At 55.4% G+C, this 13,988-nt stretch carries 16 protein-coding genes; 9 read left to right on the top strand and 7 right to left on the bottom strand.

What is annotated here, in order from left to right; all coding sequences use genetic code 11:
- Positions 1 to 10: 10 nt before the first annotated feature.
- The 3 genes from I2H31_RS19950 to I2H31_RS19940 form a co-directional block, all read right to left on the bottom strand.
- Entirely contained in the window at positions 11 to 1,081 is a 1,071-nt protein-coding gene (locus I2H31_RS19950; protein ID WP_230687945.1) for a YeiH family protein, read from the bottom strand.
- Between the two features lie 283 nt (positions 1,082 to 1,364).
- Positions 1,365 to 2,276, bottom strand: coding sequence for a LysR substrate-binding domain-containing protein (locus tag I2H31_RS19945; protein ID WP_073285409.1), 912 nt, complete (start codon positions 2,274 to 2,276; stop codon positions 1,365 to 1,367).
- Between the two features lie 88 nt (positions 2,277 to 2,364).
- Complete coding sequence (locus tag I2H31_RS19940; RefSeq protein ID WP_179225616.1) at positions 2,365 to 2,505, bottom strand: hypothetical protein; 141 nt, start codon at positions 2,503 to 2,505, stop codon at positions 2,365 to 2,367.
- A 559-nt stretch (positions 2,506 to 3,064) separates the two neighbouring features.
- Between I2H31_RS19940 and I2H31_RS19935 the strand changes: the two genes are divergently transcribed.
- Positions 3,065 to 3,751, top strand: coding sequence for a hypothetical protein (locus I2H31_RS19935; protein WP_196294824.1), 687 nt, complete (start codon positions 3,065 to 3,067; stop codon positions 3,749 to 3,751).
- A gap of 36 nt (positions 3,752 to 3,787) precedes the next feature.
- Here the strand turns inward: I2H31_RS19935 and I2H31_RS19930 are convergent, their stop codons facing one another.
- From I2H31_RS19930 to I2H31_RS19920, 3 genes are read right to left on the bottom strand one after another with little or no spacing between them, the layout of a single operon-like run.
- The gene (locus tag I2H31_RS19930) at positions 3,788 to 4,609 is read right to left on the bottom strand and encodes a DUF5677 domain-containing protein (RefSeq protein ID WP_196294823.1); all 822 of its coding nucleotides are present in this window, start codon (positions 4,607 to 4,609) and stop codon (positions 3,788 to 3,790) included.
- A gap of 26 nt (positions 4,610 to 4,635) precedes the next feature.
- A complete protein-coding gene (locus I2H31_RS19925) occupies positions 4,636 to 5,655 on the bottom strand; it encodes a hypothetical protein (RefSeq protein ID WP_196294822.1) in 1,020 nt (339 codons plus the stop codon).
- A 27-nt stretch (positions 5,656 to 5,682) separates the two neighbouring features.
- Complete coding sequence (locus tag I2H31_RS19920; RefSeq protein ID WP_196294821.1) at positions 5,683 to 6,825, bottom strand: replication initiation protein; 1,143 nt, start codon at positions 6,823 to 6,825, stop codon at positions 5,683 to 5,685.
- Positions 6,826 to 8,125: 1,300 nt separating this feature from the next.
- Here I2H31_RS19920 and I2H31_RS19915 point away from each other — a divergent pair.
- The 6 genes from I2H31_RS19915 to I2H31_RS19890 all read left to right on the top strand — a co-directional run bounded on the left by I2H31_RS19915 (position 8,126) and on the right by I2H31_RS19890 (position 10,420).
- Entirely contained in the window at positions 8,126 to 8,470 is a 345-nt protein-coding gene (locus I2H31_RS19915; RefSeq protein WP_196294820.1) for a hypothetical protein, read from the top strand.
- Between the two features lie 10 nt (positions 8,471 to 8,480).
- The gene (locus I2H31_RS19910; RefSeq protein ID WP_196294819.1) at positions 8,481 to 8,771 is read left to right on the top strand and encodes a hypothetical protein; all 291 of its coding nucleotides are present in this window, start codon (positions 8,481 to 8,483) and stop codon (positions 8,769 to 8,771) included.
- A 10-nt stretch (positions 8,772 to 8,781) separates the two neighbouring features.
- Positions 8,782 to 9,111: a hypothetical protein gene (locus I2H31_RS19905; RefSeq protein ID WP_196294818.1), complete on the top strand. Its 330-nt coding sequence runs from the start codon at positions 8,782 to 8,784 to the stop codon at positions 9,109 to 9,111.
- A 32-nt stretch (positions 9,112 to 9,143) separates the two neighbouring features.
- Positions 9,144 to 9,479, top strand: coding sequence for a hypothetical protein (locus I2H31_RS19900; RefSeq protein ID WP_196294817.1), 336 nt, complete (start codon positions 9,144 to 9,146; stop codon positions 9,477 to 9,479).
- A gap of 75 nt (positions 9,480 to 9,554) precedes the next feature.
- Complete coding sequence (locus I2H31_RS19895; protein WP_196294816.1) at positions 9,555 to 10,049, top strand: hypothetical protein; 495 nt, start codon at positions 9,555 to 9,557, stop codon at positions 10,047 to 10,049.
- A gap of 56 nt (positions 10,050 to 10,105) precedes the next feature.
- Complete coding sequence (locus tag I2H31_RS19890) at positions 10,106 to 10,420, top strand: hypothetical protein (protein ID WP_196294815.1); 315 nt, start codon at positions 10,106 to 10,108, stop codon at positions 10,418 to 10,420.
- Positions 10,421 to 10,451: 31 nt separating this feature from the next.
- Here I2H31_RS19890 and I2H31_RS19885 read toward each other — a convergent pair whose 3' ends face one another.
- Entirely contained in the window at positions 10,452 to 11,054 is a 603-nt protein-coding gene (locus I2H31_RS19885; protein ID WP_196294814.1) for a hypothetical protein, read from the bottom strand.
- Positions 11,055 to 11,320: 266 nt separating this feature from the next.
- On the opposite strand from I2H31_RS19885, the gene topA reads away from it, so the two are divergent.
- Positions 11,321 to 13,645, top strand: coding sequence for a type I DNA topoisomerase (gene topA / locus I2H31_RS19880; RefSeq protein WP_196294813.1), 2,325 nt, complete (start codon positions 11,321 to 11,323; stop codon positions 13,643 to 13,645).
- The gene (locus I2H31_RS19875; protein WP_196294812.1) at positions 13,615 to 13,986 is read left to right on the top strand and encodes a hypothetical protein; all 372 of its coding nucleotides are present in this window, start codon (positions 13,615 to 13,617) and stop codon (positions 13,984 to 13,986) included. Before topA ends, I2H31_RS19875 begins: the two co-directional genes overlap by 31 nt.
- Positions 13,987 to 13,988 lie beyond the last annotated feature (2 nt).

Raw genomic sequence — 13,988 nt, 5'->3', positions numbered from 1 at the left:
GCGCTTTGCGCTATACCGTGTGCAGAATCACGTAGAGCGAGCCAGTCGAAATCACCAACCAGAGCAGGATGCCCAGCACGTAGGGCTTGATGCCCACCGAGCGCACCACCTTGGCCGACAGGCCCGCGCCGATGAAAAACAGCGTCACCGTGAGGCCGATTTTGGCCAGGTTCACCATCACCGGGCCCAGGGGCTTGGCGGCGGGCACGAAGGTGTTGAGCAGCATGGCGGCGATGAAGCCGAAGATGAAATAGGGAATTTTCACCTTGACGCCCTTCTGCTTGAAAATCATGGCCGTGCCAATGGAAATCGGGATAATCCACAGGGCCCGGGCCAGCTTCACGGTGGTGGCTACTTCCAGGGCTTTATTGCCGTAGGCGGCCGCCGCGCCCACCACCGAACTGGTGTCGTGGATGGCAATGGCGCACCAAAGGCCGAACTGGTTCTGAGTCATGGCCAGCGCGTGGCCGATGGGCGGGAAGGCAAACAGGGCCAGCGCGTTGAGCACGAACACCGTGCCCAGGGCCACCGACATCTCCTCGTCCTTGGCCCGCAGCACCGGCCCGATGGCCGCGATGGCCGAGCCGCCGCAAATGGCGGTGCCGCACGAAATCAGATGCACCACGTGCCGGCCCAGCCCCAACCACCGGCCCACCACCAGGCCCAGCAGCAGCGTGCCGAAGATGGACACCACCGTGAACAGGATGCCCTCCTTGCCGGCCTGCACCGCCGCGTGGGCGTTCATGCCGAAGCCCAGCCCGATAACCGAGAACTGCAGCAGCTTGGCCGTGGCCTTTTTGGTTTGGGTAGTGAAGGGGTTGCCGATGGTCTGGGCCAGCACCAAGCCCAGGGCCAGGGCAATGGGCGGCGAGGCCCAGGGCGTGAGGCAGAACACGAAGAACAGCACGAACACCACCTGCTTCAGGGTGAAATCCTGCCCGAACAGCACGCGGGGCGTGTGCAGGTGGCGGAAGAAGCCGGTGGTTTCGTTGAATTCAGGAGCGGCCGGTTCCTGCGCCGGAGCGGGAGCGAGCGGCGAATCAGGGGCTTGCGGAGTTGCGGAATGAACCGGGAGTGCCATGAGCGGGAGGGGGTTGTTTCTGAGGCAAATATACGGCGACCCCTACGCAAAGGATTATCCAATCGTGTTATCCTGCATAACCAAAAGTTATTTATAGAATAGCTGATTTTTGCATTCCCGCCAGTCTTGAGCCGCCCGGATGGCCGTGGCAGCAGTTGTTACGGCACCGGCAGACCTGTGCCATCGCCAATCTGCCGTTGGACGAACCACCCGGTTCACCTCCTGCTGTATAAGTACAGCCGCTGCCAGCTGACACCGAATGGTTATCCGGCATCGCCAGCCTTTATTTGGCCCCCTTGAATTGCCCCTGCACGAAGCTCAGAAACCGCTGGGCCGGCCGGGCCAGCACCTGTCCCTGCACCCAGAGTGCCTCGAACTGCCGGGCCAGGTGCAGCCCTTTGATGGGCACGATTTCGAGCAGTCCAGCCGCCAGCTCGCGGTCCAGGGCCCGGCGCGACACGAATCCCAGGGCCGCCGGCGCGGCTTCGAGGTAGCGCTTGATGGCTTCCGTATTGTCCAGGTAAAGGGCTACGGAAAGGCTGCTGAGCTTAATGTGCTGCGCCCGCAGAGCAAATTCGAGAATTTCCAGCGTGCCCGAGCCCCGCTCGCGCAACACCAGCGGGTGGGCCAGGGCCTCGGCCAAGGACAGCGGCGTGGCGAGCGGGGAACCGGGCGCGACGCGGCGCACGGCCACCAACTCGTCGGGCAGCAACGGCTCGTAGTGCAGGTCGTGGCTTTTGGTGCGGCCTTCTACAAAGCCCAAATCCAGCTCGCCGCGTAGTAGGGCATCGGCAATGCGCTCGGAATTGGCGTTCAGGAACGAGAGCTGCACCTGCGGGTAGCGGGCCTGAAAGGCGGGCAGCAACCCCGGCAGCACGTACTGGGCCAAGGTGGTGCTGGCCCCCAGGCGCAGGCGGCCGGCGGCCTCTTCGGGGTCACGCAGGGCCAGGAGCTGGTCTTCGAGCTGCTGCTGGGCGGCGGCGGCGGCATCGGCGTGGGCGTGCAGCAGGCGGCCGGCCTCGGTGAGGCTCACGCGGTTGCCGCGCCGCTCCAACAGGCGCTGGCCGTACTGGGCTTCCAGCTCACGAATGTGCTTGGTGACGGCCGGCTGGCTCACAAACAGCTCCTGCCCGGCCTTGGTAAAGCTCAGATGCCGGGCCACGGTGGCAAATACGCGCAGACGAAAATCGGACATGGCGGCAAGGTAGGCAGTTTGCTATAACCTCGGGGCGGACCCTCCCCGCTCATTTCGGGCACTCATCCGCCCACCCTGCCAACGCCGCTTACCGAACCAGCTTCTCCAGCGCGGCCTTGAACTCGGGGGTGTAGTACGCGGCCATGCCGTCGTGGCAGGTGACCACCTGGCCGTCGGGGCCGATGATGACGGTGGCAAGAATGGAGTTGGAATCGAATGGGGCAGGCACTTCGGCTTTTCAGAGGCCGATATAGTACAGCGAGGCGAGGCCCAGCGAAAGCCTGACGAAGCGGATACTACCTTCCCAAGGCGCTGGTTTACGCCGAGGTGCAGCAGGTTGATAGACACGAAGTAGGCGAGAAATTGGTCGGACGCATTTCGGAGTGGCAGACACAGGTGTTTCGGTGCGCCGGGCGGAGCCGTGCCGGCCGCCTCCCTTACCATCCAGACCAAACTCCTTATCTCTCCCTCAATGGTCTACACTCCGTCGGCGAGGTACGGCGTACGCTGGCGCAGTACCAGCAACGGCTCAAGTTACGGCCAACCAAATGAGTGTAGTAAGCAGGTATAGGGTAACCAGAGCGTGACGCTGACGCAGCAGCATTAGCACAGCTTACTGCCCAACGTCCGTTCTAATTTGGCAAAGGGCGTTTAACCTTTGTACTAAACTTTTAACCAAGGCCACCATTACGGACTTCGTAGAGTATCTGGAACGCAAGGAGGCCTATTTGTTAAAGCCAGGACGCACAGTGTGGGCCGCCGGCGAAGAAGACTTATTGGCTTACTACTTGCGTCATACCGATGCGCAGGATGCACACTGTTTTCCGGCTGATTCAGCGCAGGCCATTACGGATGAAGAGTTTGAGGAAGGGGGTTGGGCTCTCTTCGCCCGTGAGGAGCTACCTCGTAGGCTGGCCAACGACCAAGTGAGCTACACCTGGGATGGGGTAATCGAATTTGTGACCCGCCATTTCGAGGCAAATACACTGCACTTTGCCACCGACTACAGTTACGAGGCCCACGAAAAGGCCCTGCGTTTCTTAGCGCAAGAACCACGCTTTAGCCGGCGTGTGTTGGCGCGCCCGTTGGCGGACCTTATGGCCAATTCCCCCGTCACAAACCCCATAATGCGCATGGCCGACTCACCGTCCTACCAAGGCGTGCGCTTCGTATATCTGGCGTATCCACGGCAGTCAGGCCTTACGGATGAGCAGTATCGACAGCAACGCTACGCCTACATGGAAAGCTACTGTCGGGTAGTTAAGTTGGTTTTCTTTGACGACGTAGACCACATTATCGGCATTTCGTTCGCAGGTGGGGGCCGGGCGAACATTGGCAATGTGGATTTATTTTATTATCCCGCCCAAGGATGGGCATCTAGGGAGCGTGAATTGGCGGTGTCCATTCAGCAACAGACGGGCTTTTTGAGGAATTACCAACAATCCACGCGGCAAGAGGACGAGTACCCAGACTAGTGTTTCGAACTGCCCTGTCAGAGTCCTGTATAACTACTATTTTTCCAGTTGCTCTCCAATGGTTTTCCAAATTGAAATCATGCCGAAAGCTGATAAGTTGTTCTGAACAGCCTTTAAGGTAGGGATTAGCTGGATGTAGTCATACATGAACTTAGCCAGTACCACCATTGCGACGCCAACGGAAGCATCTGCCATTTCCTGCTGCTGCACCAGATTTCTGCTTTGTTGAATCTGGATTACGCTCAGCCGGCTGGAATGAGCATAGCCACATAGAAAACTGTATTGCTGCTTAAAAAATCCTTCGTCAAACCCAGCATTTACTGCCAATTGTCTCCAACTTTTATCAACGCGCCAGTTTCCTCTCAAAACTGCCTCTTGCTGCTTCTTACTCAACGTGCTAAAGGGAAGAGATGCTTGAATCTCGGTAGTAAGGGCACTAATAGACTTGCGTTCACTTTCTTTCAACTCAATCTGAGCTTGGTTCTTGGGTTCAAACCCCATTCTGTCCAAGAAGCCGGCAAGATGCCAGCATAGAAAATTAAACTTAGCCTCTTCGAGTGTTTTTGCCGATATAAAAACGTGATTAAGGGTTAAGTACGTTTCCAACGCTGCTCTGACCAGTATTGCTAGTGAAGCAAAATCAATTTGTACCGGATACTGATTATTGCCTACTATCAACTGTTGGCCATGATATAAGTGGCGAACGGATATGGTGTGGCTTATTATTTTTTGCCCAAGCCCTTCTGCATAGTATAAGCTCTCTTGGTCAGCCGGCTTTTTTTGCCCTGTTAAACGATTGCCAATTTCGATAGCTGAATTAATTAAAATGTCTAAATCTAATTTGAGATTTTTCTTCATTATAAGTAACTAATTATACATGAATTTTATTGAGATTTAATTCTCCGATTATCAGGATTAATTTGCTCTCCCACGCTTACCCTTATGGTAATTGTGTGCTTTGGGAGAAGTTGAATATTGTCAGGAAATGTTTCATTACTAATTTCCTTTATTCGCTTGACAAGTTCATTAACCTCCTTTTCGTCACCAGTTAAAATACCATTAACGAGTTTATTGCTGTCAAAATTTGAGCTAGTTCTGCTGTTTTTTTCAACCAGCCTCTGTTGTTGTAAGAATCTGTCATTATCAGAAAAGTTCATAGCAATAAACCAACCTAATGGAAAGGTAGAATTCAAAATTCCAGCATGAACTTGGCCGAAACTTGGATTGGCGTTATCAGTATCAATAAGGAAGATACCCGCCTTCAATGTTTCTGCGCCGGTCACTAATTCCTTATATATTTCAAGCCCACTTGTAAAGTCAAAAATCTGCTTTGAGAGCGTTGTGTTCCGCAAGTAGGCTAGCTTGACTTTTGTGTCATCATCAACCCCATCTGGTCTTGGGCAAAACAGAAGATATTTTAAATAGTTGTCTCCTAGTAATTTATTCATTAGGTCAATACGCGCTTTCTGATTTTTATCAAAGCTTGTGAACCCAGATGACTCAGGATAAGTAAGCGGAGTTATACTTTTTGGAAATAACCTTTTAGCTTGTAATAGATAAGGCCGAGTCCACGATAGACTGGGCTCAATTTTATTATCAAAAACTAATCGTAGGCCAATATCACTTTGTGATATATAACGCTCATGTGCTGGGTTAAACTCAATAGTTTCGATATAAAGATTTACACCGAATAAACCATCCTCACTTTTTAAATCATTCTGTAACTGCTCAAAAGTGTAATTGATTTTCCCATCTGCCTGAGTTTCCTCATCCAGCATATCGCATAACAACGAAGTCAAAGACGGCTCACTCCACGGCCGTTTACGTGTCATTCGGGAAGACACTACTTTATCAATCTCATCAAAATGCTTGATTATACAGCCAAATGCTTTTGGGGTTATCATGTTTAGCAGAGCCTCTAATGAAGAATATTATAAATTAAGTGCCTGCTGTACAATTAGCTTCGCCTCAGCGGCTTCCTTTTTTTCATCAATCTTCGCCTGCTTGGCATCTTCCAGCGCTTGCTTGCCGGCCCGCACGAAGGCCGCATTGCAGTAGCGCAGCTTGTCATCAATATGCCGATTGGAGCGGTTCTTCAGCTCCCAGGCCTTGAGCAGCTCCAGGGCCCCTTCCTGCTTGAGGATGGGGGCGTACTTGACGATGTTGGCATCGGTCACCTTCCAGTCCCGCAGCCGGGCAATGATGCTGCCGGTGGCCGCGTTTTCCAGCCAGGAGGCGGGAATGTCTTTCAGCGTGGGTCCTTTTTTCAGCTCGAACCGAAACCGGATAATCTTCTTACGACCCCGGGTGGGCCGGGTAGTTTCGTAGATGGGAGTGAAAGTGAACTCAAAGTCGGTACCGGCCAACTCCTTCTCCGGCTCCTTCATGGTGTTGGCAATGAGCAGCATGGTATTGGGGTACTTCATCAGCGCCTTGCCGGTCTTACCCTTCTTTACCTGCCCGCGCTTGTCGTACTCGTACCAGCAATCCATGTACTGCCGATATTCCTCCACCGGCACTTCCCAGTAGCCCTTGTCCTGCCAGGCGGCCAGGATTTCGAAGAACCGCATGCTATACCAGCTTTTCAGGTTCATGTAGCCATGCAGCGGAAACTTGCTGAAGTGGGCAGCCTTTACCAGGTAGGGGGCCAGCTGCGGGTTGAGCAGGATGGTGATGATGCCGTCCTTGTAGCCCACGCGCTGCTCGCGGGTCGTGTCGAGCAGGTGCCGGAAGTACCATTCCTTCTTTTCTATGCTCTCGAACTCCCACTTCACGTCGGCCAACTCGTAGAGCGCCCCCTTGATTTTCGAATACGCCGTTTCCGGCTCGATGTCGGTGCCCTCCAGAATGGAGGAGATGTGCAGCTGATAGAAATCTCGCAGCTGGTAATCGTTGTCCCGAATCTGGTCGATAACCCGCGCCATGATGCGCTTGCCGTACACCGAAATCTTCTTCTGGTGGGCAAACGTGACGTTCCAGTGCTGCTTGACTTCCCCCCGGTATTCGGGCTCGTACTTGAGGTCAAGCTCCAGCATGGGAGCAGCCGGGACGCGGGAGATACGTTTGTCAGCCATGGAGTTGAGCAGCAGGTAGCGGTGGGAAGCATACGCAAGATATACCAAAACGTCTAAAAAGGTAAGGTGCCACTTCGCATACCTTACCTTTTGACTTAGTCCGTCGCCGGGTAGCCACCCTTCTGATGTGGCTGGCCACTGCCAGTACTACCTGTCCAAACCTTAGTTTATTCGCTCAGTGCAGCCAAACTCCACATATCGGGAAAGCAGTGCCCAGGGCCGGACACCTGTCCAAACCTTAGTTTATTCCGCTCGGCAACCAGCAGCAGTTACCCAAAGCAGACGAGACGATGTGGATAACCCACCTGTCCAAACCTTACTTTTTACCTGTCCAGAACTTACTATTTGATGGCGAAAACCTGTCCAGAACTTAGCTTTTGAAACTGCAGCACCTGTCCAAACCTTAGCTTTTACCTGTCCAGAACTTAGCTTTTGGCCGTTTACTCCTTATAGTAAACTATTATGTTCTTTTTAACTAATCAGTAAAAGACTACTATTTAGTCTGTCGACCAAGAGAAAGCATTTAGGACCGAAGGGATATACCCCACCGGCATATGGGCCGAAAGGAAAACAAACAACAGAGTTTAAAAAGGTAAAAAACCGGTATTGTACTTTTCTACTTTTTTATACTATTATTACAAGTTGATAACTTCTTCTTGTACTGCTAAAGTACTGGAATAAGTATCAGCAACTCAGAGAACAAGCAGCAGCAACAGTTTCTGGAGCACCCACCCCAGCCGAGCAGCCCCTCAATAGCATCCGACTAACAGATTGCTCACTGAAAACGAAAAAACTAAGCCCTGGGCATCATTATGGCGATAGTGGCCCAGAAAAACGCTGAGAAGCTGACTTAAAAATGAACAAGAGGGAAAAATCAATGCATGGGCCAACAGGTCAGACTAAACCATCATAATTTGACACTTTATTATTAATAAAATTGAATTATTAGTTAGTTGTGAAAGTACCAATTAAACACAATCAAAGTACAAAATAACAGACACTTAGCTATAAGACTTAGCCCTGTGCTGTTGTGCTGAAATCACCAGTTTTATACTGCGCATAATCAGCAGATTTAGATGCCCACAGAAGCCACAATGTGGGTTTTGAATCCGAGCCAGATGCCTTAGTCGACCATGCCAAGTTGCTGGAAAGGGTTACGGACGGATAATGATACGTGAGGATAGAGAAATCCTATCGATTTAGTCAATAATAGAAACTTTAATTTAAATAAAATTGAAACATTATTATCGGTTTTTGCGTTTAATTAGTGTCCGCAACGCAATAAAACAGCCTTTTGCTTATGAGCGCCAAGCCCGAAGTCGTCGAAGAAGCTTATACCATTCTATCCCAGTTAGGAGGCCGCCGCTTCCTGGTGATGACCGGAGCCGACAAGCTCATGGCCGCCGGCCGCACGGCCAGCAACCCCAATCCCTGGCTGCGGATGGACCTGCGCCGCAACCAAGCCCAGGTGAACCGTCTGAAAATTACCCTCATGCCCACCGACACCTACAAGGTGGAATTCTACCACCAGAAGCTGGTTGACTGGGAACCGGTCATTACCAACCAGCAGACGTTTGAAATGGTGTACGGGGAGGATTTACCGGCTCTTTTCACTTCGGTCACGGGCTACGATACCCACCTTTAGCCCCTTCCTGATGCGTGCCAGCGAAGCTCCCACCATCATCCAGCTAGGCTGGAACCAGTATCGCAGCCGGGTTATCGCCGCCATTACCGACGTGGAAATGCTGATGCTGCAGCTGGGCAAAGGCCTTGACAGCGACGGCCTGACCGCCGAAGTGGCGCAGCGGCTCAGGCTCCGCATCGATACCCAAACCGATTTCGACGCGCTTAACACCCTGGTGCGGGCCGTACGCCCCATCGGCCGCGAGGCCCTGCGGGCTACCCGTGAGGACCAGGGCGGTCAGTTTTCCCTCCTGCTACTTTAACCCTGATGCCATGCCCCAGTCCCAGGATTTAGTTGTTGGCGAAGCCGTGTATTATGCCCGGGAGCGGGCCGTGGGCCTGATATACACCACCTACGAGCGGGGCCGACACGAGCGCCCCGGCGTGCAGCTGCTGCTCAGCGACGGGCGCGACCTAAGCGGCTTCAGCGCCGAAGAGGCCGACCAGTTTCTGCAGCCTTTGGGCGATACCGGCCTGCGCTACGAGTTTGCCAACGTGGGCCAGCTGGCCCGCGACTACCAGCGCGGCGTGTTCGGCCAGGCCTTCCACAACGCCCGGGTGCTGCTGCTGGCGCGGGAGCTGGCCAGCAGCAGCACCCGTTAGGTAGCCATTTTCTCTCATTTGTTCTTCTTGCCATGCCCCCAACCACTCAGCACCCCCTGAATAGCCCCGTTTTTGCCCCGCAGCTGGCTTATCTGACCGTCGAGCAGCAGCCCACCGATTCCACCGAAGCGCAGCGCCTGGAGCAGTTGCGGCAGCTTATCGAGGCTGCGCCCGATACGGCCGACCTGCGCGAGTTTGCCGAGCCGGCCCGCCAGCTGCTGGGGCCTGGCTATTGCGTGCACTGCGGCAGCTCGCACGTTTGGATAAAGCGCGACGACCAGCCCGAGCGCCTGGCCATCGTGGCCGACCGCTATACCACCGCCTACCGCGAGTGGGATATCCCTTTACCCACCTTGAGGCTAGAATAGCCGCTTATAAAAAGTGGTTTTTCAGTTCTGGCTTTGCCTTAACTTGCCTCCCTAACGCCTGACTATTCGCCCCGCATGTACAACTTTCAGAACCTCACAAAAAAGGACTGGGTTACCGACTACGGTTTCCGCAAAGCGCTCGAAGCCGACCCCGGCACGATGAAGTTTGCCGGGCAGCCCGTGGGAGCTGGTCGCCGAGACATCGTGGAGTACTGGCAGCGGGAGAAAGACCACTACCGGCTCTGGGAGCTGTTGCTTTACATGGGCAGCCACACGGTGCCGCAGACGGTGGCCTACTTCGACCTGCCGGCCGACACGGCGGACTTTCTGCGTTGGGTCTACAATGAGGTATCCCACGAGCAGCGAGAGCAGGTGGCGGAAATGGTGCAGGGCTTCGCCAGCGGCTTTGACCAGATGAATTTCTTCCCCTACGCCGAGTTGTACGCTGTCTGGCAGCGCGCCGATGAGCGCCAGGCCCGCGACGGCAACGTGCTGGTCTACCTCGACCGCATCACCGAGCCGGACGGGGCGGAGATACTCCGCTACCAGGCACCCACCTTTTTTGAATAGCCGAACTACGGGGCGGCCGGGGCCGTAATGTTGCAAAAATTGACTAATCTTTGCTCGTGTTAGACCTCTTTGCGGCCCCGGCTATGCTCAAACCAAGTTCCTATAATTCGCTGGCCGAACTGATTCACGCCCTGGGCATGCGCAGCGACACGGCCAAGCACATCGGCATCTCACACAACACGCTCAACGTGCGTATGGCCAAGCCCGGCACTTTCACGCTGGATGAGTTGGTGAAGGTGGCCGAGCTGGCCAAGTCCGACCTGCTTACGATGACCAAGCTGGCCCAGAAGCAGATGGACAACCCCATCGAGCCGCCTGCGCCGGCGTTGGGCCGCCCGCGCTTTAAAAAAAATCAGCCAGAAGTAAGTTGATTGTGATGAACTTAACCAGCATTTATTCGGACTAATGCTGTGTGCTCACCAATAAGAAGAGCGTCCTCACATTGAAATAATCCTTATCGCAAACGATGGGTAACTGCTTGTTTACTTGACGAGGTGACCCGTCCGGCATAATTTCATCCGTTGAGACGAAACTAGTCGCCCCTTCGTGTTTGAAAGTAATATACACAGTGGAAGCCTCAATTACCTGAGCAGACTTGTATTGGTATTTCCTTTCAAGTTCTAGAAGAGCCTTGAGCGCTGTTGAGTAGCTGCATGCAGTAGGGAAGCCAGATGATGCGGGGGAATTAGCCAGATGCGCATATAGGCCATGTTGATGCAGCATGGACGGGCTGAGCGTTTCTAGTTTCAGGATTCTGCCACGACCGTTAAGCTCCTTTGCCAACCGATAAGTATCTGTTCCATAATCAGAACAATCAGTATCGTTTGACAAAAAAAGATAGGTTACATCAACCTCCTCAATTGACAATCCATGATTATCATAGCCGAGTGCTGAAAGCTTTTCAAACAGTCTTTTCCGGGCTAACCTTATTTTTTCAAGTTCTGCACTTTGCAAAAGTTCAGCCTTTTCCTCTGAACGTCGGTGTTTCGCTTCTATCCAACTCATTGTATAAGTTTACTTGATTGGCTGTAGAGTTGGAACCCCTTGCTATGTTCCTGCTTCGCGGCAAGTTATACAGAGGCCGCAAGTCGAGACTATTGGTGCGGTCGGGGAATACTAGTTTTTAGTCAGTAAACGCATAACTCAGGCACCAACTTGGCTACCACTCGTAGCCAGTTTCTGCACTTCACCGCCGACTTTTTACCACTCGTCCTTTTTTCCGAGAAGGGCTAATTGGGCTTGGTAGTTTCGCTGCGTACTAGCTACCCAGCATGAAGCTTATTATCGTCGAAAGCCCCAATAAGATTAAAAAAATCAAGGGCTACGCGGGGCCCGATTACGAAGTAGCCGCCTCGGTGGGCCACATTCGGGATTTGCCCGTGGGCGGGGCGGATATTGGCATTGACCGCGAGCACGGCCACGCCCTGAAATACATCGTCAGCGACGATAAGAAGTCCGTGGTGGCCAACCTGCGCCGCCTGGCCAAAACCGCCGGCCCCCAGGGCGTGTATCTGGCCACCGACCCCGACCGGGAGGGCGAGGCCATTGCGTTTCACCTCTGCGAAGTGCTGGGCCTCGACCCGCGCACGACCAAGCGCATTGCCTTCCAGGAAATCACCGAGAAGGCCATCAAAGCCGCGCTGGCTGCGCCCACCACAGTGGACCTGCACCTAGTGCACGCCCAGGAAGGTCGCCGGGCAGTGGACCGGCTGGTGGGCTTCACCATCAGCCCGGTGCTCAACCGCAAGCTGGCGGCCGGCCTCTCGGCGGGCCGGGTGCAGTCAGTGGCCGTACGCCTGGTGGTGGAGCGGGAGCGGCAGATTCAGCAGTTCACCGACACGTTTACGGTGCCGGTGGTGGCCACGCTGCAGACCAGCCAAGGCGAGCAACTGCGCGCCCGCCGCACGGCCCCGCCCTTCGCGGCGCTCGATGAAGGGCAGGCCTACTTGTTGCAGATTGGCCGCGGCGCGGACTTCGGGGTGCTGAGCGTGGAGAAAAAGCCGGTGGAACGGCAGCCCGCCCCGGCCTTCTCCACCTCGACGCTGCAGCAGGAGGGCGTGAAAAAGCTGCGCTTTACCGTGCAGAAGGTGTCGGACCTGGCCCAGAAGCTCTTCGAGGGCGGGCATATTACCTACATCCGCACCGACAGCGTGAACCTGGGCGAAGAAGCCACCCGGCAGGCCCAGGCGCAGATTACCGCGCAGTTCGGGGCCGGCCAGTTCCAGGCCCGCCAGACCAAGAACAAGGACGGCGCGCAGGAAGCCCACGAAGCCATCCGCCCCACGCACTGGGAGCAGGCCCAGGCCGGCGATACGCCCGACGAGCAGGCCCTCTACCGGATGATATACTCCCGCGCCCTGGCCTCGCAGATGCTGGCCGCCCAGTACGACCAGACCACCATAGCCCTCGCGCCGGCGGCCGATGCTGCCGACACTTACACCAGCTCCACCCGCGTGCTCACCCGCGCCGGCTACCTGGCCGTGTACCAGGACGCCGAGGAAGAAGGGGAGGAGCCCGCTGACGACGCGGAAACGACGCTCAAGCATCCGGTGCAGGAGGGCGAGGCGCTGACACTGGTAAAGCTGGAGGCGCGGCAGAGCTTTGCCCGGCCCGCCAAGCGCTACAACGAGGCCACCCTGGTCGCGGACCTGGAAAAGCAAGGCATTGGCCGGCCAAGCACCTACGCATCCATCCTACGCACCATTTTCGCCCGCCAGTACATCAGCACCGGCAGCGTGGCGGGCAAGAAGCTCACTGCGCAGGTCCTGACCTGGCAGGGTGGGCAGCTGAGTACCAGCCAGCGCAGCGAGACGCTGGGCGCGGATAAGGACAAGCTGCTGCCCACGGCCACCGGCACGCAGGTCACGGAGTTTCTGGAGCGCAATTTTCCCAAGGTGATGGACTACAAGTTCACCGCCGGCTGCGAGGCCGTATTCGACAAGATTGCCCGGGGCCAGCAGACCTACCAGCAGTTCGTGCCGATGTTCGACCAGAACCTACTGGGTTGGGTGGCCGCCGCCGACCAGCTCACGCCGGACCGGGCTGAGCTGCAGAAGCGCCTCATCGGCCAGTTCGAGGGCACGGAAATGCTGGTGGGTACCGGCAAAAACGGGCCCTACATTCTGCACGCCGAGAAATACTACAACATTCCCGAAAGCATCACCCCCGCGCAGCTGAGCGAAGCGCAGGCGCGGGACCTAATCAGCCAGCGCCGGGCGTCGGCTCCCCGCGAGGTGGGCCTGCATGAAGGCAAGCCGGTGGTAGTAGGGCAGGGGCCGAAAGGCGTTTACCTGAAGTGGCGCGAGCAGTACTTCAACGTGCCGGCCGGCATATCGGCCGCGGCCGTTACCCCGGTGCTGGCCGTCAATTACCTCATCAAAGCCCAGGCCGAGGCCGCCAAAAACGTGCTGGCCACCGTGGGCAAGTACACCATCGGCCGCAACGAGTGGGGCCTCTATGTCACCGATGGGGAGGTAAAAGCTAAGTTTAAGCCCGACTGTACGGAAGAGCAGGCCCGAACCACCACGGCCGAACAGGCCGCCGAAATGATTAAAAGCTACAAAGCATGGAAGAAGAAAAACGCGGGCCGGAAGTAGCGCCCCTGAGCTTTCCCGACCTGAGCCTGGCCCTGCCTTATCAGGACGCGCTGCACTACGCCCAGAGCCGGTTGAAAATGATTGCGCGGGGTGGGTTGCTACCGTTTTGCGAGGCGCACAAGTTTCCCTACACCACCATCATCAATCTGAAAAACGGCAATTTGAAGAAGGAGGAGCCCCGGTTGCTGCACCGGCTGTTACGGAGCCTCGACGTGCCGAACGAGTTGCTACAGTTTCCACCGGACAGCCCCAGCCAACGCTTCCTGTTGCCGAATGCTAGAGCATTGGCTACGTTTCAGGAACAAATGGCTTATCTAAGTCCGGTTAATAATCAAGCGTGATG

Origin of the sequence: Hymenobacter ruricola (assembly GCF_015694525.1) — a bacterium.
GTDB classification, from domain to species: domain Bacteria; phylum Bacteroidota; class Bacteroidia; order Cytophagales; family Hymenobacteraceae; genus Hymenobacter; species Hymenobacter ruricola.
The sequence above is the reverse complement of the archived record's forward strand: the minus strand, read 5'-3'. Positions and strand labels throughout refer to the sequence as shown.

Coding starts and splice junctions, on each gene's coding strand:
- I2H31_RS19950 (WP_230687945.1), bottom strand. CDS start 1,081: ATGGCACTCCCGGTTCATTCCGCAACTCCGCAAGCCCCTGATTCGCCG.
- I2H31_RS19945 (WP_073285409.1), bottom strand. CDS start 2,276: ATGTCCGATTTTCGTCTGCGCGTATTTGCCACCGTGGCCCGGCATCTG.
- I2H31_RS19930 (WP_196294823.1), bottom strand. CDS start 4,609: ATGAAGAAAAATCTCAAATTAGATTTAGACATTTTAATTAATTCAGCT.
- I2H31_RS19925 (WP_196294822.1), bottom strand. CDS start 5,655: ATGATAACCCCAAAAGCATTTGGCTGTATAATCAAGCATTTTGATGAG.
- I2H31_RS19920 (WP_196294821.1), bottom strand. CDS start 6,825: ATGGCTGACAAACGTATCTCCCGCGTCCCGGCTGCTCCCATGCTGGAG.
- I2H31_RS19915 (WP_196294820.1), top strand. CDS start 8,126: ATGAGCGCCAAGCCCGAAGTCGTCGAAGAAGCTTATACCATTCTATCC.
- I2H31_RS19910 (WP_196294819.1), top strand. CDS start 8,481: ATGCGTGCCAGCGAAGCTCCCACCATCATCCAGCTAGGCTGGAACCAG.
- I2H31_RS19905 (WP_196294818.1), top strand. CDS start 8,782: ATGCCCCAGTCCCAGGATTTAGTTGTTGGCGAAGCCGTGTATTATGCC.
- I2H31_RS19900 (WP_196294817.1), top strand. CDS start 9,144: ATGCCCCCAACCACTCAGCACCCCCTGAATAGCCCCGTTTTTGCCCCG.
- I2H31_RS19895 (WP_196294816.1), top strand. CDS start 9,555: ATGTACAACTTTCAGAACCTCACAAAAAAGGACTGGGTTACCGACTAC.
- I2H31_RS19885 (WP_196294814.1), bottom strand. CDS start 11,054: ATGAGTTGGATAGAAGCGAAACACCGACGTTCAGAGGAAAAGGCTGAA.
- topA (WP_196294813.1), top strand. CDS start 11,321: ATGAAGCTTATTATCGTCGAAAGCCCCAATAAGATTAAAAAAATCAAG.
- I2H31_RS19875 (WP_196294812.1), top strand. CDS start 13,615: ATGGAAGAAGAAAAACGCGGGCCGGAAGTAGCGCCCCTGAGCTTTCCC.